This is a genomic window from Arthrobacter sp. K4-10C, assembly GCF_059090085.1.
Genome location: NZ_JBNHFI010000004.1, coordinates 134,948 through 161,229 on the forward strand (window position 1 = coordinate 134,948; position 26,282 = coordinate 161,229).

Genomic DNA, 26,282 nt, shown 5'->3' on the forward strand with positions numbered 1-26,282 from the left:
CTCTGCACGCATTGAGCATTCACCCGTTCCCGCTGGACCACGTCGGCAACCACAGGTACTATACCTATAGTCTACCGAGGAGCCTGGCATGGGAAACCGACCTGACGGCGTCATCCCGATCACCAATCAAAAACTCGCCCGGTTTACGGGAGCCCTGGTCGTCGGCGTCCTGGTTATCCAGGGATACACCGCCTTCGTGGCGGGCGGACGCGTCACAGCAGGCACCGCGCTGCTGCTCGCCGCGGTGGCGCTCTACATGGTGGTGTTCACGGTGAGGAACGCGACCGCTTTGCGCCAGCGCGCGTACGGAACCTACTTCGCACACGCTGTCGCCTACCTGATCATCAACGGCAGTTTCTGGGTGCACGCGTGGATCCTGATGCTGAGTGGACACGATGAGATGCTGCAGCAGGGGTGGTCCGGTCCCCTTGTGTCGATGAGCGTTCTGTGGGGCGCGGGGCTCCTGGTACACACGATTGGCGCCATGCTCAGCAGGGGCTATGAGCATGTCGAGGTCTGAAACACCGGCGGTCGGACCTGGCCTCGAACTGACCGACTATGAGCGTAAAGTCCTCAGCGCGTGGACGGACACGCACAAGAAGAGCACACTCATGCTCTTTATCTTGCTGGCCTTGTCTGAAGAACCGCGGTGGTCGGGGCAAATTCGCGACTTCATCACGCACTTGAGCGAAGGCCATCTGGCAGTGGACGAGCAGAGCATGCACCGGGCTTTACGGCGGGTGGAAGGCTTGAACCTCATCACCCATAGCCAGGAATCAGTGGCGGGTACCGGTGCCAAGCGCAAGATCTACGAGCTCACTGCCTCCGGTGAGCGGGTCCTGGCGGGCTACCTCCAGGGGCCGATGGCGTACATGACCACCAAACTCTTCCGGGACGCAACCAGTGCCGCCCGCCGCGTCCAGCCGGGTTGAGCACAGCTGCTTCCGGCATCACCGAGGTGCGCACCACCGCTATGGCTGGTTCCGCGTAGAGGCGGCTCAGGGCGGCGATGAGGCCGCAATCGATTCACGGAACGTGCCGGTTGGGCCTAAAGGTGGTCGGCGCTTGCGGCAAGTTTCCGCAGCTCTTCAACGTGTGCTTTGAATGCTTTTGATCCCTCCTTCGTCAGTCGCACCCAAGTGCGGGTTCGCGTGTTCACGGTGCCCTTGCGAAGGTCAGCGAAACCGGCCTGCTCAAGCACCTTCAGATGCTTACTCAGCACGGAGTCACTAAGGGCAAGGGCGTCACGGATGACACCGAACTCCACTTCTCCTGCTCCGGCCAGGAGTGCGCAGATGCGCAGCCTGGTCGGGACGTGGATTACTTCGTTGAAGCCGGCGCCCATTAGTCCGAGGTCCCTATCCATCGGGCAAGTTTCGTTTCCATCGCCGGCCCAGCGAAGAGGGTGAGGGCGAATGCCAGGAGTGCAGCGAGGTAGACCGTCCAATCCGCCCCGGTCACGGCGTGCAGCACAAGAGCAGCGGCAACGAGGGCCGTGAATGCCGCAAGGTAGACCAGGCCAATCAGCCGGCTTCCCGGATGCGTGTAGACGTCCAAAATTACGCGGGCTTGCCTTGATTGCAGGATCGGAAGCAAGCAGAAGACAATCACAGAGCCGCCCAGGGCAACCGTTGCCCAGCCGGAGGACGTGAACAGCGCCAGCCCGATGATCAACAGAGCCATTCCGACGCCTTGGGCCGGGTAGAGCCACTTGGGTGAACGAACAAAGGGGGCGAGGGCCCGGCGCGATTCGGAAACCGCTGCCAATGCCTGCTGCGCTTCCTCTGGGCTTGGCCGGGTACCGCTTTCGTTGGTCATGCCCTTAATCTAGACTTTCCGTAACGGAAACACAAGGTTTTCTGTTGCGGAAAGGGAAGGGCCTGCCGGCCTTACTCATGATGTGGCGGGGGCCGCCCTTCGCGACGGCCAGCGCAGGCCCCTGTCCGATAAAGCCCGCGAGTAGAGGAACAGGACACTCTCGACGCGTGCATTGCAGCCGCGCCGGAACTGTGGGCGGACACCCTATTCAATATCCGCCTCGGGACGCCCCAACCGCCGCAGGCGCGCCCTGGCAGCGATCTCGCTGGGTCCCTTGGGACCAAGGGCAAGGCGGACGACGCCGAGAACGGCCTGGGTGGCCAGCCTCACCGGAAGGGGGAAAGGACCCAGGCGGGGTACTTCCAGTCCCAGCATCTCCCGGTACCGTGGCTCCAGGCTGTACACCGCCCCGGCGAAAAGGACGCGGTAGCCGGGCCGAAGCATCGGATGCAGCGGGGCGTTGCGGATGAAGTCCACCGTCTCAGCCACGCGCGCGTCAGCACGCAGCTCGTTCCCCGCGTACCAGCGGTCCAGCTGGCGCCGCATTTCCGCCTCTGTTACCGGAGGGTTGTCAACGCCCATCAGCCTGCCGGCCTGCGCCCACTCCCTGACATAGGCGTCCGGTCCGCCCGGGATGGCGCCGCCCCAGATCTTGTGTGCCGTCAGGAAGGCATCGGTAAAGGCGATGTGGATCCAGCTGGCCAGTTCCGGATCGTTGGCACTATAGCTGCGCACGGCCCCCTGGTTGTCGTTGTAGTTTCCCTGCACCTGTTCGTGCAGGCGGCGGACCTTTCGGGACGCCTCGTCGGCCGCAGCCTTGGAACCATACGTCACCGTGAAGATCCAGCGGATGGTGTGCGCCAGGCGGCCCAGGGGGTCGTCCCGGAAGTTGGAGTGTTCATGCACGCCGGCCAGGGCGCCCGGGTGCAGGGACTGCATGAGCAGCGTCCGGATTCCGGCCACGATTGGCGACATGGAACCGTGCACCGCCCACACGGCGGAACCGGGCAGGTGGTAACCGGGGTCGTCGCCCTCTGACAGCCGCAGCGCCCAGTCCGGCGGCGTGTCCGACTTCCCCGTGAACGTCTTTCTGAGTTCGTCCTGCCATTTCCGGAGGAAAATGCGCATATCCCATTGTTGCCCAACCCGCGCGCCGGGGCTGCCCCTAAGCAGCATTCAGGTGGGCCCCATCCTCTTGGTCAAGATCAGCTCAATATTGCAAAGAAGGGGGTTCACACTGTTCCGGCCTTGTGGTCACATGGGACGTACGTCAAGACAGGGCGCGGGCGGCAATACACAGGGTTGAAGCTGAAGTGGCCAAGCACAGGGGAACAGGCAGGGGCAAGGGCGCTCGACGCCGTTGCCTTGCCGCCACGCGCGCGCTGGCCGCCACGGGGGCGCTGGCAGTCTCGGCATGCGCCGTTAACCTGTCCGGCAATGCAGCCGGGCCGGTGGCGATGGGTGCCGCTGTTGCCCCGTCTGGTGCCGCTTCGGGCGTTGTAGGGCCATCCGGTGGTTATGGTGCCGAGGCGGGTGTGGCCGGAAGCGGGCTCCTGGCGTCGTTCCGGGAGGGTCCAAGTGTGCTGCCTGCGGCCATTCTGACAGACCCGTCCGTCCTGATTTCTTTTCCCCGTCCCCAGGTTGGCAGCCACGCCGGGGGCAGTACCTCCCTTGGCGTGGGCCTGACCGGTTTCGGCAGGCCGCCGGCCGGCTACCTGATGGCGCCCCTGGCATCACTGGATCCGACGTCGCCCTTTGGTTTTCGGATCAGTCCGCTGTCCGGTGATGCCGGTGACTTCCACCTCGGGCAGGATTACGGCGCGCCTTGCGGATCCAAAGTCCATGCCGCCGATTCGGGGGTGGTCCGCGCCGCCGGGTGGCATGCCTGGGGCGGAGGAAACCGGGTGGAGATAGACCACGGGAATGGCCTCATCTCCACCTACAACCACCTGGACTCAATTGCTGTGCGCAGCGGGGATACCGTCCAGGCAGGCCAGGCCATTGCCCGTGTTGGCAGCACCGGATGGTCCACGGGCTGCCACCTGCATTTCGAGACCATCCTTGACGGCCGTCATACGAGTCCGCTGAACTGGGGCCTCATCCCGCTGCGGGCGCTCCCCGGTGAAGGGGCGTCCGGGACATTGTCGTATGCGCCGGGCACGGGTACGCCACCCGCAGCAAACCCCAACTGGATTACTCCGCTGCGGCAGGGCAGTCCACCCCGCCTTGTAGGGCTTGAGGCAGGAGCACCAACGACGACGGCGACGCCCGCCCCGCCGCAGCCTCCTGCGGCACCGCCTGCGGGACAACCAGCCGAGCCGGAACCGCCCGCAGCGGCACCCCCTGCCACCGTTCTGCCGCCCCCGCAGGAGGGGCCTGCGGCGCCACCGGCAGATTCTGCTGCATCCAGTACTCCGGACCCAACTGGTCTTGAAACAGTGGAGCCATCGCTGCCGCCAGGTGACCCGGCCGGACCGGGAGGAGGGACTTCCGCGGACGGGACGCCGCACGGGCCTGCATCGGAGGACCAGGAACCTTCGATCCCGGTGCCGGCTTCCGGTTCCGATGCCCCAACGGGGCCGGAAGGTCCGGACGGTCCGGCCCAGCCTGCCCCCGCTGGTGACGCTCCTTCGCCCACTGACCCGACCACAACTCCGCAGGCGCCTGACGCCCCGCAGGAACCCGCAGGCGAGGCACCCTCCGGTGCGCCGGCGTCGTCCCCGTCCGCCGAACCCAGCCACGATGGCACTCCGGCCACGCTTCCAACCGTGGAGGACAATCCGGGCGTACTCCCCAGGGGGTGCACCCAGGAAATTGACGGTTCCGGCCGTTACGATCGCACACGCCGGTCAGGTGAGCCAGTCCGGTCCGGCGATTCGGCAGAGTGGCAAGAGGCAGGGTGGAAGGAGAAAGAGAGGGACGAGGCAGACCAGCCTGCTGGGGAGTTGGCAACGAATGCCCCATGTGGACAACTCCGTGAAGACGAAACCGTTGGTGCGCTCGCGGTACCCAATCCCGCTGACGCTGGATGACGGAACCGGGACTGACCTCGGCAGATTGAAAGGAGGCCCCCGGAAAAGGCCCTGCCGATAAATCGGCTGCTCGGCGAAGGAAGTCCGCAAAAGCGCAGTTCTTTTATCTTTTTCCACATCGGCTACGGCGATTCGCCCAAAGTTTGCCAAATGTCTGATTGGATAAATATTACTGAAGGGTACCAGGGAAGCGCCGCTTCCCACTGACCACAGAGGTAGCAATGGAGCACATCGAGGCCGAACATCCCCGGCCACGCCACTTCCTACTCCACCTGAGCGATCCCCACCTGTTGGGGGGTCCGAATCCCCTGTACGGCGTCGTTGACAGCGAAGCCCGCCTCATCCAGCTCTTTGAAGAGGTCAAGGCATCCGGGGCGCGGCCGGAGGCTGTCATCTTTACCGGTGATCTTGCGGACAAGGGCGACCCCGAAGCGTACCGGAAGCTGCGCGCAATCGTGGATCCCGCCTGCGCGGAGATGGGCGCACAAGTCATTTGGGCGATGGGCAACCACGACAACCGTGCGAACTTCCGGGAGGGCCTGCTGGACCAGCCAGGCAGCGACGCCCCCGTGGACAACAGCTACTTCATCAACGGCCTGCGCGTCATCACCCTGGACACTTCGGTTCCCGGGTTCCACCACGGCGAGCTGAGCGACTCGCAACTGGAGTGGCTCAGCCGCGAATTGGACACCCCGGCACCTGACGGCACCATCCTGGCACTGCACCATCCGCCCGTCCCGTCCGTCCTGGATTTGTCAGTCCTGGTGGAGTTGCGGGACCAGGCCTCGCTTGCGGCGGTGGTGCGCAATTCCGACGTCCGGACCATCCTCGCCGGCCACCTGCATTACTCCACGACGGCCAGCTTTGCCGGCATCCCCGTGTCCGTGGCGTCGGCCAGCTGCTACACGCAGGACCTCAACGTTCCGGTGGGCGGAACCCGAGGGCAGGACGGCGGTCAAGCCTTCAACCTGGTGCACGTCTACGAGCACACGATCGTCCACTCGGTGGTTCCGATGGGCAGTTCGACGACGGTCGGCGAGTACGTCACCCCTGAAGAAACCGCGAGGCGGCTGGAGGCAGCAGGGGTCCGGATTCCCGAGACCGCCAAGCAGCGCAGCAGCGCCCGGCAGGGCGTGTCCTCCAGCAGGTAGGGAAGACGCAAAGCTGAAGGGCCGGCCCCTCCCGGGCCGGCCCTTTAGCTTCGATATCGCACCGGCCAGGCGGCTGCTATTTCTCCCACGGTGCTTTGATGGGGAAGTACTTCTCCAGGAAATCCGTCACCACTTCAGCGCGCTCATCCGCGGCGACTTCGGGGAAGCTGCCGTCATTGAGGCAGAAGAAGTCCATGTTCCGTTTGGACAACAGCTTGGGCAGGTAGTTGAGACCCGCCCGCATGGTGGTGTCCACGTAGCGGACCTTCGCTGCGGTCTGCGTGACGGCGCGCCCGGTCAGCAGCGCGTAGTAGTGGTAGAACGAATTGGTGACGGAGATGTTGTCCGCGGCACGGAACCGGCTGGCTGCCGTCTTCCGGAATTCCTCCGGGAACTCCCGTTCCATCTTCGCAACCACGCTGCGGCGCAACGGGGCGGCGCAGTGCTCCAGGTGGCGCGTGGTGATGCGGCCAAAGCGGTTCCACAACAGCTTGCGGTTCACCCGGGCAGCGTTCTCGAACCCGCTGCGCTCGGCCGCGTTCTCACCAAGGCCGATCCGGGTTTCCGCCTCGATGAACTTGGTGATCCCGCCGGGGGTGAAGAACAGGTCCGGGCTGACTGGGCGGCCAAAGAACATGTCGTCGTTGGAGTACAGGAAGTGCTCCGACAGTCCCTCAATATGGTGCAGCTGGCACTCCACGGCCTGCGAGTTGTGCGTGGGCAGCACCGATGGATCGGCGAAAAACTCCTCACTCCGGACGATGGTGACGGAAGGGTGGTCGGCCAGCCACGCCGGGGCGGGGGAGTCCGTGGCAATGAAGATGCGGCGGATCCAGGGCGCGAACATGTAGACGGACCGCAGCGCATACTTCAGCTCGTTGATCTGCCGGAAGCGTGCCTCGTGGTCGTCGCCTTCGCCCAGGACAACACCCTTCTGCTGTGCCCTTCGCGCGGCAATGTACTCGGGGGAGCTGCCGTCAACCCAGGAAAAGACCAGGTCGATGTCGAAGCTGATGTCGCTGGCGTGGTCCGCGAACATGTTCTCGATGGTGGGCCAGGTGTGGCCGTAGCGCTCCACAGTCCCGCGGACCGCGTCCTGCCGCAGCAGGGTCCTGCGCGTCAGCGAGTTCTCGATGGGAAGGATGAGCTGCTCGCCCTCGAAGGACCACAACTCGATCTGCGCCCCCGCAGAAGCACCGAACTCAAAACCGCCCCCGGGTTCCACCCGCGGGCGGTAGAGGCGGAAAATGCGCGCCTGGCGGCTGGTGGAAAGCTCGCCATCAGCAACAAGGACGGCGGTTTTCTTCTTGGCATCCACCGTCATGGAGTAAAAGGGCTCATCCCGGCAGGCCTCTACCAGCGCGGCGCGCAGCTTTTTCCTGTCCTTCCAGTCCAGGGCAATGACCGGCCGGTCGTTGTTGCCGCGGACCAGCAGGTAGGCCAGGCCAGCATCGGCGAGGACGTTGCGCAGAAACAGCAGGTCCTCCACCATTGCCTGGTAATGGGTCCTGTTGTAGTTGATCAGGGCATAGCGGCCCTTGTGCCTGATGACATCGGGACGGTGCTTCAGGCGCCGCTCCGCGGCAGCGGAGGTCGCCTCCTCGTGGAATTGTTCCTCTACGGACGCCTGGCCACCGAAGTAGATTTCGTCCTGAACCGGTGCTTCTGTAATGGTTGTCTCCATTGCTGGTGAAAGTGTGCGTTCCTACCTGCATGATAGTCCTGCCGGGGAAACGGCACGTTTCGGGCGGCTGCCGGTCCGGCTCAGATGCCCAGTGACTCCCGCCAGCTGCGCAGGAAGGCGCCGCCGGCGTCGTCGTGGATGACCGCGGCGTCCAGCCCAAGATCAGCCGCTGTGAGGACGTCGTACGGTTTCGCCGGGACGCCGTCCGCGGGGCGCACGTCCACGTGCTTCACCGCATGGTCGTTGTGGTGGAGCCAGTCCGCCATGGCATAGTCCGTGCGGGAATCGCCAACTGTCCGCCAGGCCTCCGGCGTGATGCCCTGCGCGGCCAGCAGTTCCACTGCCCGGCTGGCGCCAAGGTCCTTGCCGAGGCGGACGGATTCGATGTCCGTGGAGATGATGGTGGGATCCACGCGGTAGTCCACCTCGTCGTCGGAGTTCGGTGCGTGGTGGTCCAGCCGGACAACGCCCAAGCCGTGGCGGGCCATCAGGTCCATGGCATCGGCGTCGAAAAGTTTTTGCTCGGCCAGGTAATCGGCGCTGGCGACCTCGATGTGCTGCTCCACGGAGACCATGGCCCGTTTGGTCTCGTCGAAGAACATATGCGCCGCGTAGTCCTCGGCCACCAGCCGGCGGACGTCGTCCCCGTAAGCCGCAGGCACCGCGAGCTCACGGTCCACGTGGATGGGGCCGGGACCGGCCGACGTGAAACTGAACCAGACCGCCCCCTTCTCGCAAACGGCGTGGATGATGGTGCCGCTGGGGATTCCCGCTTCGAGCATGGGGACCATGACCTGTTCGCGGATGAAGGCGTCCGAGCGGCCCGTGTTGAAAATGACGGGGATGCCGGCGGTGGCAAGGGCCACCAGGTCTGCGATGATCTCCGGTTTGACGTCACGCGTCAGCGGACTCGCCACCGGGCCGTCCACGTCGAGCAGGAGCGCCAGCGGCGGGGTGGACGGCAGGCGGACGCCAGGCGCGCGAAGGGCAGGGGACTCGGGTGCTGTCATGGGGCCCATTCTTTCAGCAGCGCCGGCTGGTTCCTGAACCGCCAGCCAAAGATCACCGCTTGTGACATGGTTACTGTTTGGCTACAACCTGCCGGGGGCGCGGCCGGGCACTTCCGCTCCGCTTGGCGGGATGCCTAGGGTTGCAGGGTGATATTCAAAGCTGTGGGCGAGGGCCGCCCTTACCCCGACCATGGTTTCAGCACGCCCAAGGAGTGGGCCTCGCTGCCGCCCCGGCCGGTGCGGCTGGACGAACTGGTGACCACCAAACGCACCCTGGACCTTGAGGCCCTGCTGGCCGAGGACTCCACCTTCTTTGGGGACCTTTTCCCGCACGTGGTGCAGTACCAGGGAACCCTTTACCTTGAGGACGGCCTGCACCGGGCTGTCCGGACGGCCCTGCACCAGCGCACCGCGATCCACGCCCGGGTCCTGGTGCTCGATGGCTAGGAAGAGGAAGGCGCAGGACGCCAGTGTCCTGCACGGCCACCACGTGGTGAGCGGCCCGGAACTGCGCGCCACATTCGACGCCGCTGCACGGGACGCCGACGACACCGCCCGGGTTCGCCGCAGGGTGCTGCACGGCGTAGTGCTGGTGCTCCTGATCGGCCTGATCGCCGCAGGCATCATCACAGCCCTGGCGATCATCAACGGAAGGTTCACCATTCCCACGGCCGAACCGGCCGAGGAAACGGTCTCCGCCTGCCCCGCCGCCACCTTCGACTACACGCCGCCCGAGCAGGTCAACCTCAACGTGTACAACTCCACCAGCAGGCCGGGCCTGGCCCGCTCCGTGGCAGACGAGTTCCTGGCGCGCAAGTTCGTGGTGGGGGCCGTGGGCAATATCGATGAGGGGTACGGGGGCGTTGCCGCCGTGATCTCCGGGGCAGCCGGACAGTCTGCTGCCTTCAGTGTCCAGCGCAACCTGCCGGGTTCGGACTACTTCCAGGACGGCAGGACGGACGGCAGCGTGGACGTCGTCCTCTCCCGGGAGTACAGCTCACTGGCCCCGCCCGACCTCGTTGACCAGACGCCCGGCAAGCTCAGCTGCCCCAGGGAAAGCCGCCGCGTGGCGGATGACGACCTGTGGCCGGTCATGCCGTCGGCGGCGCCCGCGTCCTGAAGCTGCCGTCGCCCCACTGGGATCCAGCTGCTGAACCGGGCTGTTAGGGACAAGAAGGGGTCAGGGCAAGTCAGCCGGCCACGGCGGGAAGCGGCGCCACCCGCACCGGGTGGCCCCCGTCGTCGAACCTGGCCCCGGCGCCCAGCTGGATGAAGCGCACCGTCCTGGCCACGCGCGCCTCCAGCTCCGCAGGCTCGTCACTGCCCCGCGCCGCGCTGGAGGACAGCGTCCCAAGGATCAGCTGGGCCTGCTGGCCGATGTCCGCGACGGGCAGGTAGCCCTGTTCCATCCCGTCGCGCAGGATGCCCTGCAGCAGCACGCTGAGCTCACCCACATGGTCGGCAAGTTTGGCAAAGGACGACGGCGAGAGGACAGCCCCCATTGCAGGTCCCGGCGGCAGGTGGCGGCGGCTGAGGTCCACCACCTGTGCGCGCACGTACAGCGCCAGCCGCTCCACCGGGTTGTCCAGGCGTTCCAGGGAATCGCGCAGTTCCGAGAGGAACTTCTCCGTCTCGTCAAGGGCGTAGGAGATCAGCAGCTCTTCGATGTCCGCGTAGTAGTTGTAGACGGCAGTCCGTCCCACGCCCGCATGCCTTGCCACGTCAGTCATGGTCAGGCCGGGAAGCCCGTGCGAGAAGAGGAGCTCGCCGAAGGCCGTGAGGATGCGGCGCTGCGTGTCCGCCCGTTGCTCGGCGTTGCTGGCCGCTGAAATCCTTGGCATACAGACACTTTACCGCTATGTGTCAGTAAACCTGCTGCATGACCTGCCCAGCAAAATCAGGCCGGGCAGCCGTCGGGTCCGCAGGCGTCGCCCTCCGCGGAACCGACCAGCACCAGGGGGTTCGCAGCCTGCCACGCCTGGTTCAGCGCCGCCGTGAACGTCGCTGTGGGCTGGGCCCCGGAGAGGCCGTACTTCCGGTCGATGACGAAGAACGGGACGCCGCTGATTCCCAGGGACCGGCCCTCCTCGAAATCGGACCGGACGTCGTCGGCGTACTTGTCCGTGGTGAAGAGTTCCTCGACCTCCCCGGCAGCGATGCCGAGGTCTTTGCCCAGCGACGCCAGGTACTCCCGGTTGCCGATGTCCTTGCCGTGCTCGAAGTGGTCGCTGAGCAGGCGCTCCTTGGCCGCGTCCTGCTTGCCGTGCGCCCCAGCGAGGTGGATCAGGCGGTGCGCCGTGAAACTGTTGGCCACCACTACCTTGTCGAAGTGGTAATCCAGGCCCTCACCCCTGGCCTGCTGCGCAACGTGGTCGAACATCTGCGAAACCTGCTGTGGAGGCATTCCCTTGCGGGTGCTGAGGTACTCAAGCTCGGTGCCGTCATAATGTTCGGGGAGGGTGGGGTCCAGCTGGTAGCTCCGCCACTTGACCTCCAGGGCGTCGCGATGCGGGAAGGCGGCCAGGGCAGCCTCGAACCGGCGCTTGCCGATGTAGCACCACGGGCACGCAACGTCTGACCAGATCTCAACCTTCATGATGTGGACAACCCCGGCGCTGCGGTGCCCATTCCGGAAGGCGGATGTTAGATACCTCACAGTAGGTCTTGTGGCGGCACGGATCGTGGGCAATAGTCAGAAGAGGCAATCAGATACCACCGGAAAGCCCAATACACCGTGGGACGTGCCGCGTCCCGCGTTCGGATATGCCCGGCCAGCTGGGGAGCCCGGCCCCATACCTTGGAGGCCACGAATGCGGATAGGACTCGTCGCGGGACCATGGATTCCGGTTCCCCCGCCGGCTTACGGAGGGACTGAAAGGGTTGTGGACACCCTTGCCCGCGGCTTCGTCGCGGCGGGACACGAAGTCCTGCTTGCCGCCCCTTCAGACAGCACCTGCACGGTTCCGGTCATGGGTGGGATGCGGCCATCTGCAAGGGAGGATATGGGCTTTACCATGTCCGAATTCAGCCATGTCGTCAGGGCTTATGAAGGCCTGCAGGACGTTGACATCATCCATGACCACACAGTGGCCGGGCCCCTATACATGCACCGGCCGGCCGGGACTCCGCTGGTTACCACCATCCACGGGCCGCTTCGCAGCCAGGCCGTTGATATCTACCGGGCCATAGCCCGGTGCGCTGCCATCATCGCAATTTCCCGGGACCAAACCTCGCACGCGCCGGACGTGCGCGTCACCAAAGTGATTCATCACGGCATGGATGTCGGTGCCGTTCCGGTGGGAAGCGGCGCCGGTGGTTACCTGTGCTTTGTGGGGCGGGCGTGCCCGGACAAGGGACTGCAGGAAGCCATTGCGATTGCCCGTCAGGCCGGCATGCCGATAAAGATCGCGGTCAAAATGCGGGAGCCGGACGAGGTCAGCTACTTCAAGGACGTCATTGAACCGATGCTCGGGCCGAATGAGGAGTTCGTTGGGGAAGTCAACGACGAGTCCAAGTACAAACTGATGGGCGAGGCGCTGGCGTTCCTCAACCCGATTCAGTGGTCGGAGCCATTCGGGCTGGTGATGATTGAGGCACTGGCGACCGGGACGCCAGTGATCGGCACTCCGATCGGTTCCGCCCCCGAGATCATCGAGCATGGCCACACCGGTTATCTGGGCCCCACCGGCGAGTTGGCCGGATTCGTCGAAGCCGTGGGAGGAATCAGCAGGGCGGACTGCCGCCAGGCCGTTGTTGACCGGTTCAGCATGGAACGCATGGTGGCCGAACACCTCATGCTCTTTACTGAACTCCTTGAAGGGAGGATGCTGGCCGGGGTTCCGGATGCGATCAGGCTGCACCAGAATCATTAGGGGACGCGGGCTATGGGTCCTGGCAGAACCCGCCGCTTGAGAAGGGAGTCCTTTCATGACCGCCTGGAACGCAGACAACGAGGCATCGGTGTCCGACGGCTCCGTGACAATCCTGGAGGGGTCCTCGTTCTGCATTTCCTCCGGAAGCGGCGACATCAGTGCCGATGGCGGCGCGAACGGCGTGTTCTTCCAGGACACCCGCATCATCTCCCACTGGGTCCTCCGCATCAACGGTTCCCTGCGGGAACCCCTGTCCGCCCAGCGGCCGCACCCCTTCGAGGCGACGTTCGTGGGCAGGGCCACCTGGCCGGGCGGACGCTTTGACAGTCCGCTGGTCGTTCGGCAGGTCCGGCACATCGGGCCTGGGCTCCAGGACGACATCACGCTGGAGAACTATGCGGGCGAGCCGGTGGAGTGTGACATCGAGCTGCTGGTGGACGCGGACCAGGCCGACCTCTTCGACGTGAAGGGCGGGCGGACAACCGGCGGCGATGCCGCAACCCGGGACGTGTCTGGCAACCGGCTCGTCATCCAGGCTTCCCGGCATGGCCAGCAGCGCGGGTCGGTCATCGGTGCCAAGGGTGCGCAAGTAAGCACCGACGGCCTCCGGTTCCATGCCATCGTCCCGGCCCGCGGCAAGTGGACCGTCAGCATCATCGTTGTGCCGCTGGTGAACGGGGTGGCTCCGGAGAAGCCTTTCCGGGAAGGGCAGCTGCCGCACCACCGCGAAGGTGTCCGCCGGCACCTGGACTGGGAAGAAGGCGTGCCCCGCATCAGGGTGGAGGACAGCGGCCTGCAGGAGTTGCTCAACCGGAGCCAGCGCGACCTGGGTGCCCTCCGGATCTTCGATTCGCACCATCCTGAACGGGCAGCGGTCGCTGCGGGCGCGCCATGGTTCATGGCGCTGTTTGGAAGGGACTCGCTGTTGTCGTCCTACATGAGCCTGATGGTGAACCCCACTCTCGCGGCCGGTACGCTGCAGACCTTGGCCGGTATCCAGGGAAAGAAAGTGGATCCGGGCTCGGAGGAGGAACCTGGCCGCATCCCGCACGAGGTCCGGCTTGGTGTCACCGCGGGCCTGTCCCTGGGCGGCTCAGCCTATTACGGTACGGCCGATGCCACGCCGCTTTTTGTTGCGCTGTTGGGAGAGCTAAGCCGCTGGGGACTTTCCCGGGACGTGATCAGGCCGCTGCTGCCGCACGCGGACCGGGCGCTGGAATGGATCGGGAAGTACGGGGACCGGGACGGTGACGGGTTCGTCGAGTACTGCCGCCCCAATGCGCACGGCCTGGTCAACCAGGGCTGGAAGGACTCCTGGGACGGCATCAACTTCGCCGACGGCACCATGGCTGAAGCCCCGATCGCACTGTGCGAAGTCCAGGCGTACGTCTACGCCGCCTACATCGGCAGGTCGCTGCTGGCCCGCTGGGACGGCGACGTTGCGTTGGAACATCACTGGGCTGAACGTGCCGCCGAGTTGAGATCGGCCTTCAATGAAAGGTTCTGGCTGCCGGACAAAGGGTACTTTGCGGTGGCGCTGGACAAGGACAAGCGCAAGGTGGACGCCTGTACCTCCAACATGGGGCACTGCCTTTGGACGGGGATTGCGGACGAGGACAAGGCGGCCTCTGTTGCCGGCCACTTGATGTCGCCGCAGATGTTCACCGGCTGGGGGATCCGGACGCTCGCCTCCGACATGGGAGCATACAACCCTGTCAGCTACCACAACGGATCAGTGTGGCCCCATGACACGGCACTGGTGGCCACCGGCCTGATGCGCTATGGCTTCGTGGAGGAGGCGAAACGGGTTGCCGAGGGAATTTTCGATGCTGCCGACCATTTCGACGGCCGGTTGCCGGAACTCTTCTGCGGCTTTGACCGTGCGGAGTTTCCTGGACCTGTGCCCTATCCGACGGCCTGCTCGCCGCAGGCCTGGGCTGCGGCCGCACCGGTCCAGCTGACCCGCATGCTGCTCCGGTTCGACCCCGTCTACACCCGCGGGGTGGTGCACCTGGCACCGATCCTGCCGGCTTCGGTGGGCGAATTCTTGGCCGAGAACGTGTTGCTGGATACTTCCCGGATCACCCTTAGAGCCCACGGGACGAACGGCAGCATCGACGGGCTGCCGCCGGGCCTGAAGCTGCTGCCGGTTCCGCGTCCGCCCCTGGCCTACGAGCCGGGGGACAAGTGAGAAACTAGGGCACTTCCCGTTCCAGCACGAAGTCGTGCTCCACCGTGCTGCCCAGTTGGAAGGACTTGGTGCCTACCTTGCGGAACCCTGATTTTTCGTAGAAGCGGATGGCCCGCGCGTTCTGGCTGTTGACACCCAGCCACACCCCGGCGCCGCCGGCCGCCGCGGCAGCCTGGAGGCTGGCGTGCATCAGCTCGGCCGCAGCGCCCAGGCCGTGGTGCTCGGGGTGGACGTAACACTTGCTGAGCTCCACGGACGGCAGAAGGGTGAGCACGGAAGCCACCCCGGGGTCAGCCGCCGGGCGGTTCACCAGCAGGCTGTAGCCGTTGAGCCGGTAGCTGGAGTCGAGCACCAGGATGGTGATGTCCGGGTCGGCGAGGTAGCGCTGGAAGTGCTGTTCGCTGAGCGTATTGGCCAGGTGGGCCGCAATGTCTGCAGGCGACGACGACGGCGGGCAGGCAAGCGGGAAGGTGACGGCCGCCAACTCAGCCAACGCCCCGGCGTCGTGCGCTGTTGCCCTGCGGATAGTGTGGCTCATGGTGCCCTCCACGTTAAGGCTGCCGGTCGGCGTCGTAGGCCAGCCCGATCTGGCGCCGGATTTCGTCCATCGCCGCCATGATGGCCACGCTTTCACCGGGCGGCAAGAGTGTACCGGCCGTTAGGCCCCCGCGGACGAGCCGCTCGAGCTCGGCGGCCTGGTATTGCATGCCCCTGCTCTTTACGGGCTGGTCGAAGCGCTCCACGATGTTTCCTGAAACGTCATACCGGGTGAACGGGGTGGGGTTGTACCAAATGGAATCGATCTCGACCCACCCGCCGGTGCCGATGATGGCCGCGCGGTTGTTTCCGGCAGTATCCAGTGCGCAGTCCACGAGGGCCTGCTGCCCGTCCGCATACTCGAATATTGCCGCCGTTTGCCGGTCCACGCCCGTTGCGGTCATCGCAGCGCTGGCAATAATCCGCTGCGGCGCGCCGAAGACGTCGAAGGAGAAGGAAACCGGGTAGATGCCCAGGTCCAGGAGGGCGCCGCCACCCAGTGCCGGATCGTTGAGACGGTGGGCGGGGTCCTTGGGGAGGTCCTGGTTGTGGCTGGCCACCACCTTGCGGACCTCGCCGAGGGTGCCGCCAGCCACGATCTCGCGCAGGCGCGCCATGTGCGGCAGGAAGCGGGTCCACATCGCCTCCAACGCAACCAGTTCCTTCGCCGCCGCGAGGTCCACGATCTCCTGCGCCTGCCTGGCGTTGATGGTGAACGCCTTTTCCACCAGCACGTGCTTGCCGGCGTTCAGGGCCAGCAGGGCGTTTTCATGATGGAACACGTGGGGAGTGGCCACATACACCACGTCGACGTCCGGGTCGGCCACCAGGTCCTCGTAGCTGCCGTGGGCAGTGGGGATGCCGAACTTGTCGCTGAATGCCCGGCTCGATTCCATGGAGCGGGAGCCCACCGCCTGGACCGTGAACCCGTTCTCGAGGAGGTCCCGGGCCTGCAGGTCGGCAATGAAGCCGGTACCGAGGATTCCCCAGCGGAGCTGTCCGTCCGAAGTGCCACTGCTGTGGTTGGACATGGTTAGTCCTTGCTGCTGAAGGCGGCGTCGAAGGATGCGGTGGAGGCGGGGAAGTCGAACTTCTTGAGGTTGGCGAGGGCTTCGGGGGCACCGTGCAGGCGGTCCATGCCGGCGTCTTCCCATTCGACGGAGATGGGTCCGTTGTAGCCGATGGCGGCCAGGGCGCGGAAGGATGCTTCCCAGGGGACATCGCCGCGGCCGGCGGAGACGAAGTCCCAGCCGCGGCGCGGGTCGCCCCAGGCCAGGTGGGAACCGAGGACTGTGTTCCGGCCGGTCTGGCGGACCTTGGTGTCCTTGCAGTCCACGTGGTAGATCCGGTCCTTGAAGTCCCAGATGAAGGACACGGGGTCGATGCCCTGCCACATCATGTGCGACGGATCCCAGTTCAGGCCGAACGCTTCGCGGTGTCCGATGGCTTCGAGGGTGCGGACGGTGGTCCAGTAGTCGTAGGCGATCTCGGAGGGGTGGACTTCGTGGGCGAAGCGGACGCCGCATTCGTCAAAGACGTCCAGGATGGGGTTCCAGCGGTCGGCGAAGTCCTGGTAGCCGGCGTCGATGGCCTTTTCGGGGACGGGTGGGAACATGGCCACGTACTGCCAGATGGAGGAGCCGGTGAAGCCGACGACGGTGTCCACGCCGAGTGCCTTGGCAAGCCGCGCGGTGTGTTTCATTTCCTCGGCGGCGCGGGTGCGGACGCCTTCGGGGTCACCGTCGCCCCAGACCCTGGACCGGACGATGCCCTGGTGGCGGAAATCGATGGGGTCGTCACAGACGGCCTGGCCGGTGAGGTGGTTGGAGATGGCCCAGACCTTGAGGTTGTATTTTTCCAGGACGGCCAGCTTCGAGTCGACGTAGCCGGGTTCGTCCCAGCGCCAGGCGTCCAGGTGGTCGCCTGAGACGGCGATTTCCAGGCCATCGTAGCCCCAGCCGGAGGCCAGTTTCGCGACTTCCTCGAAGGGCAGGTCGGCCCACTGGCCGGTGAACAGTGTAAATGGGCGGGGCATCTCAGGCTCCTTGCGATGTGCTGGCGGGGAGTTGGACGAGGGCGCTCTTGGCGGCGGCGGATTCCTCCACCGCGTTCAGGATGTATTGGACGTTCAGTCCCTCTTCGAACGACGGCGAGGGCTGGGTTCCGGTGCTGATGGCGGTGAGGAAGTCACGGATTTGGTGGGTGAAGGTGTGTTCCCAGCCAAGGATGTGGCCCTGCGGCCACCAGGCCTCCAGGTAGGGGTGCTCCGGCTCGCTGACCACGATCCGGCGGAAGCCCTGTTCCCGGGCAGGTGCGGTGGCGTCCAGGAAGCCGAGTTCGTTCAGGTTCTCCAGGTCGAAGAGGATGGCGCCTTTGTCTCCATAGACCTCGAGCTTGAGGCTGTTCTTTTGCCCGGTGGCCACCCGGGAGGCCTCCACTGAGGCGATGGCGCCGGAGGCGAGGGACAGCGTTGCCCAGGCGGCGTCGTCGACCGTGACATCCTCCGGGCCGTCGGGACCGGGCCGCCGGTCCACGAAGGTCTGCAGCCGTCCGGTGACCCCGGTGACCTGGTCGCCCAGGAGGTACAGGACCTGGTCCACGGCGTGGGAGGCGATGTCTCCGAGCGCTCCGGAGCCTGCTGTCTCTTTCCGCAGGCGCCAGGTCATGGGGGCCTGGCCGTCGGCGAGCCAGTCCTGGAGGTAGGCGGCGCGGACGTGCCGGACGGTTCCCACCCGGCCTTCGCTGATCAGTTCCCTGGCAAGGGCAAGGGCCGGGACGCGGCGGTAGTTGAAACCGATCATCGACTGCACGCCGCGGGCACGGGCCTTTGCCGCCGCGGAAGTCATGGCCTCCGCCTCAGCCAGGGTGTTGGCCAGCGGCTTTTCCACCATGACATGCTTGCCCGCCTCGAGTGCGGCAATGGTGATCTCGGCGTGCAACCAGCCGGGCGCGCATACATCGACGATGTGGATGTCCTCCCGGGCAATCACTTCGCGCCAGTCGGTGGCGGAGTCGGCCCAGCCGTACATGGCGGCCGCTTTGGCGACCTGGCCGGAATCACGGCCTACCAGCACCTTCTGTTCGAAGGCCGGGACGTCAAAGAAGCTGGCTACGTTCCGCCACGCGTTCGAGTGGGCCTTGCCCATGAACGCGTAGCCGATGACGGCGACGCCCAGCGGACTCCCAACGCCGTTCTGCCGGCTCATGCCCCGCCCCCAAGAGTTGACGTTTCCGGTGCCCAGTCCTCGGGCAGGGGTGGGGACGCGGGGGCGCTGCTTTCGACGTCCACGAAGGTGCCGGACCCGATGGATTCAGTGATGGACACCATGCTGTCCAGTACATGGAACGCGAGTTCGCCGGTGGCGCGGTGGGGGACACCGGCACGGATGGAGCGGGCCATGTCCAGGACGCCCATGCCGCGGCCGTTAGCGGGTCCGGTGGCCGGGATGGTGGTCCAGTCCTCGTCACCGGCGCGCCAAAGCTTAATGTCGCCGTCGAAGTTGTTGGGGTCCGGCAGGGAGATGGTGGCCTCGGTGCCGGTGATCTCGACGAAGCCCATCCGGACCCGGGGCGATTCGAAGGAGAAGAGGCTGTGCGAGGAGGCGCCTGACTCGAACTGGGCCATTGCGGAGACGTGTGTGGGCACCTCCACGGTGAATTCCTCGCCGGCTTTGGGGCCGGAGCCGATGACGCGGACCTGCTTGGCCTTGGACCCGACTGCGGCAACCTTGCGGATGGAGCCGAAGGCCTGCACCAGTGTGGTGAGGTAGTAGGGGCCCATGTCGAACAGGGGACCGGCCCCGGACTGGAAGAGGAAGGCCGGGTTGGGGTGCCAGGACTCCGGGCCGGGGGTCTGGAACGTGGTCATAGCGGTCAGCGGGGTGCCGATGTCGCCGTGCTGGATCAGCCGGAGGGCGGTCTGCAACCCGGTGCCGAGGAACGTGTCCGGGGCACAGCCGAGCCGGATTCCCGCGGCGTCGGCTGTCTTGAGCAGGCCAAGCCCGGATTCCCGGTCCAGGCTGATGGGTTTCTCTGTCCAGACATGCTTTCCGGCGTTCACGGCGGCGGTGGCCACCTCGACGTGGGCCGCGGGGATGGTGAGGTTGACGATGATCTCCACGTCCGGGTGGTTCAGCGCCTTCTCTATCCCGCCCCATTCCGGGATCCCGTATTCCCTGGCCCGGGCCCCGGCGGCTTCCTCGTACAGGTCCGCGATGACGTGGACCTTCAAATCCGGGAAGACCGTGAGGTTGTCCAGGTACTGCTTGCTGATGTTTCCGGCGCCGATCACCCCGACGCCCACCGGGCCTTTGCCGGAAGAAGCTGCAGTCACCGGGGTGCTCACGCCTTGATCCCGTCGCCCGACGCCATTAGGAACGAAAGGCTTTGACCGATGCCCTCAAAAATGTCGCCTGCATAGTCGTCGAATTCAACCACGCCTACCTCCAGGGACTTAGCGGCGGCGATAACGTCCATGACCGGGACCTCACCCTGGCCTGCCGGCTGCTGTGCCTTGGTGTCAGTGGTCAGGGGCCCGTCCTTGACATGGATGAGCTTCACCCGGTCACCCAGCCTGGTGAGGATATCCACCGGGTCCTGGCCACCCACGGCCACCCAGTAAGTGTCCACCTCCAGAATCACTTCCGGATCCAGCAGGCCCTCGAAGTACTCCAACGCGGTCCTGCCCTCAATGACGGACTCCAGCTCCCACTGGTGGTTGTGGTAACCCACCCGGATGCCGTAGTCGGCCCCCTTCCTGGCGGCGGCGTTAAGCCTGGCGGCGGTGGCCTGGATATCTTCAGGATCCTGCCAGTGCTCAGCCGGCAGGTAAGGGTCAATGACGGTGCCGATGCCCAGCTCCCTGGCCGCGGCGAAGATCTGGTCCTGGTCCCCGCTCAGCAGCGGGGCGTGGCCGGAGGGAGCCGTGAGGCCGTTCTCCTTCAGGGCGGCGCCGAGTTCGGTGGCGGTGGCAACAAAGTTGTACGGCTCCACCTGGGTGAAGCCGATTTCTGCGACCCTCCGGATGGTGCCCGGCAGGTCTTTCGAGATGGCATCCCGGACGGTGTACAGCTGAAGTGCGTAGGACATGGTGCTCCTGGCGTCGGTAGCGGGCGTCGACTTACAGATGACTGCAGGTCTATTGCAAAGCTAGAAGGACTTCTGACGAAGGTCAAGCAAAAGTTGCGCGAGTGACAGAAAGAAGTGGCCGTGTTATCTATGGTTGATGACCAAAAGCCACGGTGAAGGGAGTCCGCTCCCGGAGTACCCGACCTCGCAGGGGCGGGCCGGCGACCTCTTCCAGCTGTTGCGGGACGGGCGGGCGCGCACCCGTGCAGAACTTGCCGTGAGCACCGGCCTGGCGCGTTCCACGGTGGCCTCCCGGATCGAAGCCTTAATGCTGTCCGGCCTGGTAGGCCCCGCTGGTGAGGCAACGTCCAGTGGCGGCAGGCCGCCGTCGCGCTTTGCCTTCAACCCCTCCGCACGCCTGGTCCTGGCCGTCGACGTGGGGGCAAGCCACGTCATCGTGGCGGTGACCGACCTCGGTGGAAAAATCCTCCGCGAACAGCGGCTGGCCCGGGAAGTGGCCGAGGGCCCGGAAGCGGTCCTGGACCAGGTCATCATGCAGGGAAAGGAACTGCTTAGATCGGCAGGGCGGAGCGCGGGCGGGCTCGCCGGCATCGGCATCGGCCTGCCGGGTCCCGTCGAGCATGACACGGGAAAGCCGGTGAAACCTCCCATCATGCCGGGCTGGGACGGCTTCGACGTGGCGGGTTATGTGCAGCAGTCCCTCCGCGTCCCCGTGCTGGTGGACAACGACGTGAACATCATGGCGCTGGGGGAGCAGACGGTGCATTGGCCGGAGCACGGCAACTTCTTTTTCGTGAAGGTTGCCACCGGCATCGGCTCCGGCATCATCAGCAGCGGCCAACTGCAGCGTGGTGCCAACGGCACCGCCGGTGACCTGGGGCATGTCCAGCTGGCCCGGGGGGCAGGGGTGCAATGCGCGTGCGGGAATTACGGATGCCTCGAAGCCCTCGCGTCCGGCCCTGCCATTGCGCAAGCACTGCGGGAGCAGGGAATGGACGTGAAGAAGGGCTCAGACGTCCTCCGGCTTGCGGCCGACGGAAACCTCCAGGCCATCCAGGCCCTGCGGCAGGCCGGAAGGGATATCGGCGACGTGCTGGCAACCGTGGTGAACCTCCTCAATCCGTCCGTGATTGTGGTGGGCGGCAGTATCGGTGTGTCAGGGGAGCACCTGGTGGCCGGGATACGGGAAGTGGTCTACCGGCGGTCGCCGCCACTGGCCACCTCGCAGTTGCGGATCGCCGTCTCCATGGCCGGCGGGCACGCCGCCATCCTGGGTGCCAGCCACATGGTCACCCAGCATGTCCTGTCACCGTCAGTCATCGAGGCAACACTCGCGGGTGCCGCCATTGCGGGGTAAGTAGCAGCTAGGGCTTCATCAGCACGTCGATGAACTGTGACAGGCCGTCCGCCACATCCACGTCCTTGTCGTAGAGCCACTGCAGCTGCAGGCCGTCGGAAATGGCGACCACCAGCCGGGCCAGGTCCTTCGCCGGCAGGTCCGAGCGGGCCTCTCCCGCGGCCTGCCGGCGTAGTATGTCCGCGGCCAGGACGTCCACCACCTCGGCATAGCGTTCCTTGAAATACCCGTGGGAATCGTGTCCCGGGTCGTTTGCGGTGGCGGAGGCAACGGCGTAGAGGGTGGTGAGGCCCGGTTCATCGCGGTTGCGCTCTGCGGACCGCACCATCAGGGGCAGGCCCGCTTCTGCGTCCATGGCCGCGAGGCTCCGCCGGTCCCTCTCGGCCAGCACCGCAGTGAGCAGTTCCTGCTTGCCCCGGAAATAGTGGAAAAGGGTAGCTTCCTTCACGCCCACCAGCTCGGCCACACGCTTCAGGGCCGTGCCCTCGAAGCCCTCGGTTGCAAAAACGTCCGTTGCTGTCTGAATGATCTGTTCGCGGCGTTCCGCTCCTTTGGCGTACTGGCCGCGCGGCTTTGATGAAGGCACCAAGACAGTGTATTTCACGGTCTTGACACAAAACCTAGTCAGACTCGGTTTTTGTCGGTACCATCGTCTGCAGGACCCAACGGAGGGTCACTTTTTGTCAGGAGGCACCGTGGCCGTCACGACCAACACCGAGGATCCCGCAGGGCTGCCCGCCCCCGGAACCTCAACCAGCACCAACGTTTCATCCGCTCCCGCTCCGGGAACGCCCGCCAGGACACCCCGCGCCTACGTCATCGGCATGCCCATCGCCAGCGCCGGCCTCTGGATGGCCGTCCTGGCGCCCGCCCTGGTGGTACTGGCCATCAAGATCTCGGAAATCACCACGCCGGAATCCCGCGCCGGGGCCCTGAGCCTGGTGGCCGGCGTCGGCGCCCTGATCGCGCTGCTGGCCAACCCGTTCTTCGGCCGGCTGAGCGACCGCACCACCTCCCGGTTCGGCATGCGCAAACCCTGGATCGTGGGCGGCTCCCTCGTGGGAATGGGTGCGCTGGTCCTGCTCGGGTCAGCCACCGACGTGGCGGGCGTGATGGTGGCCTGGGTCCTCGCCCAGCTCAGCTTCAACGCCGCGCTGGCAGCGCTGGTGGCCACCCTTCCGGACCAGGCCGCACCCGCCGAGCGCGGGCGCCTGTCCGGACTGATCGGGATGACACTCCCGATTGGCCTTGTGGCGGCAGCTTACTTCGCCCAGCTCTTCGACAATGCCTTCCAGATGGCGGTGGTCCCCGGAGCCGTTGGGACGGCGGTGGCCCTTGCCTTCGCCTTCACCTTCAAGGACCGGGTCCTCACCGAGAAACCGGCGCCGCTTAACCTTCGGGAGATCGCCGGTTCCTTCTACTTCAACCCCCGCACCTACCCTGGCCTTGGCTGGGCCTGGTTCACCAAGTTCCTGGTCTACATCGGCTATTGCGCCGGGCTGCTCTACCTGCCCTACTTCTTCGCGGACCACCTGCGGGTGGCCGAGACGGAAGTCGCCTCGCTGGTCTTCCAGGCCACGCTCGTCAGCTCGCTCGGAACCGTTATCACGAGCTTCGCCGGCGGCTGGATCAGTGACAGGATCGGCAAGCGCAAAGGCATGGTCATCGCGTCCGCCATCATCATGATGGCCGGCCTGGTGGTCATCGCCACCAGCACCACCACGGACCAGGTCCTGGTGGGACAGGCCATCGCAGGCCTTGGCCTTGGCTGCTTTGGAGCTGTTGACGTCGCCCTCATCGCCGACCTCCTGCCCGGCAGCCAGAGTGAAAACGCCAAGACCTTCGGCGTCTTCAACATCGCCCAGGCGCTGCCGCAGTCGCTTGTCCCCGCCCTTGCGTTCCCTGTTATCACGCTCGGCGGTTACCCCGCCCTCTTCATCGGCGGGGCCGTCGTCGGCATCATCGGCGCCGTCCTCGTTACCCGCATCAAAGGAGTCAAGTAGATGAATCCCACCCTTTCCAAGGCCGTGACGGCTCCGGCGGCCGGTTCGCCGGAGGCAGAGACCCGTATCCGGAAACTCGCCGAAGAACTGTCGCTCGAACAACAGATCCAGCTCCTGACGGGCGCGGACGTGTGGGCCACCCATGCGCTGCCTTCGATCGGCCTGTCCCGGGTGGTCCTCTCGGATGGCCCCTCGGGCGTCCGGGGTGAAGATTTCGACGAGCGTCATGACTCAGTCTCCCTGCCGTCGTCGTCCGCCCTCTCCGCAACCTGGAGCGTGGAGACTGCCCACCGCTACGGCCAGGTGCTCGGCCAGGAGGCGCGCCGCAAAGGCGTGCACGCGGTCCTCGGCCCCACCATCAACCTGCACCGCTCCCCGCTGGGCGGCCGGCACTTCGAGTGCATGAGCGAGGACCCCCGCCTCACTGCCACCATGGCTGCGGGCTACGTGGCCGGCGTCCAGTCGATGGGGGTCGGTGCAACACCCAAGCACTACATCGCCAACGAGGCAGAGACCGACCGTTTCACCGCTGACTCCGTGGTGAACGAACGAACGCTCCGCGAGCTGTACCTGGCTGCCTTCGAGGACGCCATCACCGAGGCACGGGCTTGGCTGGTGATGAGTTCCTACAACTCCATCAACGGCACCACCGCCAGCGAAAATGGGCTTCTCAAGACGCCTTTGTCCACGGAGTGGGGCTTTGACGGCGTAGTTGTCTCGGACTGGACCGGTGTCCGTTCGGTGAAGGCGGCGAACGCCCACCAGGACCTGGAAATGCCGGGACCGGCAGGCCACTGGGGACCCAAGCTGCTGGCAGCCGTGAATGACGGCAGGGTCAGCCGGACCGCCATCCTCGAAAAGGTCATCCGCATTCTCCGCCTCGCCGCCCGGGTCGGTTCACTCGAAGGCGTTGCCCCGGCCGTCACCGAACTTCCGGTGCCCCTCGACGCCGCCGCCGTGGCACGTGAAGTGGCAGTCCGCGGCGCCGTCCTGGTCCGCAACAAGGACGGCCTCCTGCCCCTTGACCCGTCGGCCCTGGCGAGCGTTGCCGTCAGCGGACATAACGCCGAGGAGGCCCGGACCCAGGGCGGCGGCAGCGCCACCGTCATGCCCAAGTACACGGTCTCACCGCTGGAAGGACTGCGTGAGGCACTGCCGGCAGGCGTCAGCCTGAGCTACGCCCGCGGCGCCAAGGTGGCCGAAGGACTGCAGGCCTTCCCGCGCACCTCGCTGCACAACCCGGTCTCCGGCGTCCCCGGGATGCGGGTGACTTTCCTGGCGGAGGACGGCTCGGAGATCTCGGGTGAGGACCGGCTGGCATCGCACCTGATCTGGTTCGGCGTCGGTATTCCCAAGGGTGCTGCCGCCATCCGCATGGAAGCTGAGTGGACGGCACCGACGGCCGGTATCCACCACCTGGGCGTGGGCACCGTGGGCCGGATCCGGTTGACCCTGAAGGGCGACGAAGTGTTCAACGGGGAGATCGATGACGACACCGATGTGCTCGGCGCCGCCCTCTTCGACCCGCCCAAGACCGTCCACCCGGTGGAAACCGCTGCGGGGGAACGCATCCGCATCGAAGCCGTCTACGAACTGCCCAAGCAGCAGGTCATTCCCTTTACCGCCATCCTCCTGGGCGAGGAAACCGTGGTGGCGGACCCGCAGGCGGACATCGACGCTGCGGTGGAAGCCGCAAAGGCCGCCGACGTGGCCGTTGTGGTGGTGGGAACCAGCGCGGCCATTGAATCGGAGGGCTTCGACCGCAAGGACCTGGACCTCCCCGGCCTGCAGAACCAGCTGGTGGAGGCAGTGGCGGCCGTGAATCCGCGCACTATTGTGGTGGTGAACTCGGGCTCGCCCGTCCTTATGCCGTGGCTCGACAAAGTGGGTGCCGTACTGCTCGGGTGGTTCGGCGGCCAGGAGTTCGGCCGGGCCATCGCTGACGTCCTCCTGGGGGTCGAGGAACCGGGCGGACGCCTGCCCACCACCTGGCCTGCCGCACTCGGGGATGTGCCGGTACTCAACACCACGCCGGTGGACGGCAAGGTGGTGTACTCCGAGGGCATTCACGTGGGCTACCGGGCCTGGCTCAAGCAGCAGGCTGAAGGTGGCGCGGCCCCTGCCCTGCCCTTCGGCTTTGGGCTGGGCTACACCACCTTCGAACTCGGCGCGCCCCACGCACCGCAGTCCATCCCGGCGGGCAACGACGTTGTGGTGCACGTCCCGGTCCGCAACACCGGGAGCCGTTCCGGCCGCGAAGTTGTCCAGGTCTACCTGGAACGCGCCGGTTCCGCAGTGGAGCGGCCCGTCCGCTGGCTTGCAGGGTACGCAGGAACCCACCTTGCCCCCGGCGGGACGGACAGCGTGGAGGTGCGGATCCCTGCCCGCTCCTTCGCGCATTACGACGGCGGCTGGCAGTTCGAGCCGGGAACCTTCCGAATCCTGGTGGGCCGGCACGCGGCCGATAGTTTCCGGGCCCTGGAGATCGAGCTCCGCTAGGGTTTTGGACGGCGGCCGGCCGGCTCCTTCACACAGGGAC

Annotated in this window: 25 protein-coding genes; 11 read left to right on the forward strand and 14 right to left on the reverse strand. The window is 65.9% G+C overall.

Features of this window, described 5'->3' with window-relative positions; genetic code table 11:
* Positions 1-88 precede the first annotated feature (88 nt).
* Positions 89-520 (forward strand): hypothetical protein, encoded by a 432-nt coding sequence (locus tag AC5RUU_RS06845; protein WP_493974458.1) that lies wholly within the window; start codon positions 89-91, stop codon positions 518-520.
* A complete protein-coding gene (locus tag AC5RUU_RS06850; protein WP_493974459.1) occupies positions 507-932 on the forward strand; it encodes a PadR family transcriptional regulator in 426 nt (141 codons plus the stop codon). Before AC5RUU_RS06845 ends, AC5RUU_RS06850 begins: the two co-directional genes overlap by 14 nt.
* A 116-nt stretch (positions 933-1,048) precedes the next feature.
* Here AC5RUU_RS06850 and AC5RUU_RS06855 read toward each other — a convergent pair whose 3' ends face one another.
* The 3 genes from AC5RUU_RS06855 to AC5RUU_RS06865 all read right to left on the reverse strand — a co-directional run bounded on the left by AC5RUU_RS06855 (position 1,049) and on the right by AC5RUU_RS06865 (position 2,946).
* Complete coding sequence (locus AC5RUU_RS06855) at positions 1,049-1,366, reverse strand: transcriptional regulator (RefSeq protein WP_493974460.1); 318 nt, start codon at positions 1,364-1,366, stop codon at positions 1,049-1,051.
* Positions 1,345-1,818, reverse strand: coding sequence for a hypothetical protein (locus AC5RUU_RS06860; protein ID WP_493974461.1), 474 nt, complete (start codon positions 1,816-1,818; stop codon positions 1,345-1,347). The genes AC5RUU_RS06855 and AC5RUU_RS06860 overlap by 22 nt, the downstream gene beginning before the upstream one ends.
* A 204-nt stretch (positions 1,819-2,022) precedes the next feature.
* Positions 2,023-2,946, reverse strand: coding sequence for an oxygenase MpaB family protein (locus AC5RUU_RS06865; protein WP_493974462.1), 924 nt, complete (start codon positions 2,944-2,946; stop codon positions 2,023-2,025).
* Between the two features lie 185 nt (positions 2,947-3,131).
* On the opposite strand from AC5RUU_RS06865, the gene AC5RUU_RS06870 reads away from it, so the two are divergent.
* Entirely contained in the window at positions 3,132-4,850 is a 1,719-nt protein-coding gene (locus tag AC5RUU_RS06870) for a M23 family metallopeptidase (RefSeq protein ID WP_493974463.1), read from the forward strand.
* 221 nt (positions 4,851-5,071) lie between these two features.
* Positions 5,072-6,001, forward strand: coding sequence for a phosphodiesterase (locus tag AC5RUU_RS06875; RefSeq protein ID WP_493974464.1), 930 nt, complete (start codon positions 5,072-5,074; stop codon positions 5,999-6,001).
* Positions 6,002-6,077: 76 nt separating this feature from the next.
* Here the strand turns inward: AC5RUU_RS06875 and AC5RUU_RS06880 are convergent, their stop codons facing one another.
* Together AC5RUU_RS06880 and AC5RUU_RS06885 are read right to left on the reverse strand one after the other, a co-directional pair.
* Positions 6,078-7,685 (reverse strand): stealth family protein, encoded by a 1,608-nt coding sequence (locus AC5RUU_RS06880; protein ID WP_493974465.1) that lies wholly within the window; start codon positions 7,683-7,685, stop codon positions 6,078-6,080.
* Between the two features lie 80 nt (positions 7,686-7,765).
* The gene (locus AC5RUU_RS06885; protein WP_493974466.1) at positions 7,766-8,695 is read right to left on the reverse strand and encodes a hypothetical protein; all 930 of its coding nucleotides are present in this window, start codon (positions 8,693-8,695) and stop codon (positions 7,766-7,768) included.
* A gap of 147 nt (positions 8,696-8,842) precedes the next feature.
* Here AC5RUU_RS06885 and AC5RUU_RS06890 point away from each other — a divergent pair, with 147 nt between their 5' ends.
* Together AC5RUU_RS06890 and AC5RUU_RS06895 are read left to right on the forward strand one after the other, a co-directional pair.
* Positions 8,843-9,142 (forward strand): type II toxin-antitoxin system VapB family antitoxin, encoded by a 300-nt coding sequence (locus AC5RUU_RS06890; RefSeq protein ID WP_493974467.1) that lies wholly within the window; start codon positions 8,843-8,845, stop codon positions 9,140-9,142.
* Positions 9,135-9,815, forward strand: coding sequence for a LytR C-terminal domain-containing protein (locus tag AC5RUU_RS06895; RefSeq protein ID WP_493974468.1), 681 nt, complete (start codon positions 9,135-9,137; stop codon positions 9,813-9,815). Before AC5RUU_RS06890 ends, AC5RUU_RS06895 begins: the two co-directional genes overlap by 8 nt.
* Positions 9,816-9,885: 70 nt before the next feature.
* Here the strand turns inward: AC5RUU_RS06895 and AC5RUU_RS06900 are convergent, their stop codons facing one another.
* Entirely contained in the window at positions 9,886-10,536 is a 651-nt protein-coding gene (locus AC5RUU_RS06900) for a TetR/AcrR family transcriptional regulator (RefSeq protein ID WP_493974469.1), read from the reverse strand.
* A 56-nt stretch (positions 10,537-10,592) separates the two neighbouring features.
* Positions 10,593-11,291, reverse strand: a complete 699-nt coding sequence (locus AC5RUU_RS06905) for a DsbA family oxidoreductase (protein ID WP_493974470.1) — start codon at positions 11,289-11,291, stop codon at positions 10,593-10,595.
* A 214-nt stretch (positions 11,292-11,505) separates the two neighbouring features.
* Between AC5RUU_RS06905 and AC5RUU_RS06910 the strand changes: the two genes are divergently transcribed.
* Positions 11,506-12,567: a glycosyltransferase family 4 protein gene (locus AC5RUU_RS06910; protein ID WP_493974471.1), complete on the forward strand. Its 1,062-nt coding sequence runs from the start codon at positions 11,506-11,508 to the stop codon at positions 12,565-12,567.
* Between the two features lie 55 nt (positions 12,568-12,622).
* Positions 12,623-14,758: an amylo-alpha-1,6-glucosidase gene (locus AC5RUU_RS06915; protein ID WP_493974472.1), complete on the forward strand. Its 2,136-nt coding sequence runs from the start codon at positions 12,623-12,625 to the stop codon at positions 14,756-14,758.
* Between the two features lie 4 nt (positions 14,759-14,762).
* Here the strand turns inward: AC5RUU_RS06915 and AC5RUU_RS06920 are convergent, their stop codons facing one another.
* Genes AC5RUU_RS06920 through AC5RUU_RS06945 form a run of 6 tightly spaced genes read right to left on the reverse strand, consistent with a single transcriptional unit; the run spans position 14,763 to position 20,383 of the window.
* Positions 14,763-15,296, reverse strand: coding sequence for a GNAT family N-acetyltransferase (locus AC5RUU_RS06920; protein WP_493974473.1), 534 nt, complete (start codon positions 15,294-15,296; stop codon positions 14,763-14,765).
* Between the two features lie 13 nt (positions 15,297-15,309).
* Complete coding sequence (locus AC5RUU_RS06925; protein WP_493974474.1) at positions 15,310-16,326, reverse strand: Gfo/Idh/MocA family protein; 1,017 nt, start codon at positions 16,324-16,326, stop codon at positions 15,310-15,312.
* Positions 16,327-16,328: 2 nt separating this feature from the next.
* Positions 16,329-17,330, reverse strand: a complete 1,002-nt coding sequence (locus AC5RUU_RS06930; protein ID WP_493974475.1) for a sugar phosphate isomerase/epimerase family protein — start codon at positions 17,328-17,330, stop codon at positions 16,329-16,331.
* A 1-nt stretch (position 17,331) separates the two neighbouring features.
* Positions 17,332-18,501, reverse strand: a complete 1,170-nt coding sequence (locus tag AC5RUU_RS06935) for a Gfo/Idh/MocA family protein (protein ID WP_493974476.1) — start codon at positions 18,499-18,501, stop codon at positions 17,332-17,334.
* On the reverse strand, positions 18,498-19,628 hold the full coding sequence (locus AC5RUU_RS06940) for a Gfo/Idh/MocA family protein (RefSeq protein ID WP_493974477.1): 1,131 nt from the start codon (positions 19,626-19,628) through the stop codon (positions 18,498-18,500). Before AC5RUU_RS06940 ends, AC5RUU_RS06935 begins: the two co-directional genes overlap by 4 nt.
* 8 nt (positions 19,629-19,636) lie before the next feature.
* Entirely contained in the window at positions 19,637-20,383 is a 747-nt protein-coding gene (locus tag AC5RUU_RS06945; RefSeq protein WP_493974478.1) for a sugar phosphate isomerase/epimerase family protein, read from the reverse strand.
* Between the two features lie 136 nt (positions 20,384-20,519).
* On the opposite strand from AC5RUU_RS06945, the gene AC5RUU_RS06950 reads away from it, so the two are divergent.
* A complete protein-coding gene (locus AC5RUU_RS06950; protein ID WP_493974479.1) occupies positions 20,520-21,740 on the forward strand; it encodes an ROK family transcriptional regulator in 1,221 nt (406 codons plus the stop codon).
* 7 nt (positions 21,741-21,747) lie between these two features.
* Here the strand turns inward: AC5RUU_RS06950 and AC5RUU_RS06955 are convergent, their stop codons facing one another.
* On the reverse strand, positions 21,748-22,326 hold the full coding sequence (locus tag AC5RUU_RS06955; RefSeq protein WP_493974480.1) for a TetR/AcrR family transcriptional regulator: 579 nt from the start codon (positions 22,324-22,326) through the stop codon (positions 21,748-21,750).
* Between the two features lie 145 nt (positions 22,327-22,471).
* Between AC5RUU_RS06955 and AC5RUU_RS06960 the strand changes: the two genes are divergently transcribed.
* Together AC5RUU_RS06960 and AC5RUU_RS06965 are read left to right on the forward strand one after the other, a co-directional pair.
* Positions 22,472-23,743, forward strand: a complete 1,272-nt coding sequence (locus AC5RUU_RS06960; protein ID WP_493974620.1) for an MFS transporter — start codon at positions 22,472-22,474, stop codon at positions 23,741-23,743.
* Complete coding sequence (locus AC5RUU_RS06965; protein WP_493974481.1) at positions 23,744-26,242, forward strand: beta-glucosidase; 2,499 nt, start codon at positions 23,744-23,746, stop codon at positions 26,240-26,242.
* Positions 26,243-26,282 lie beyond the last annotated feature (40 nt).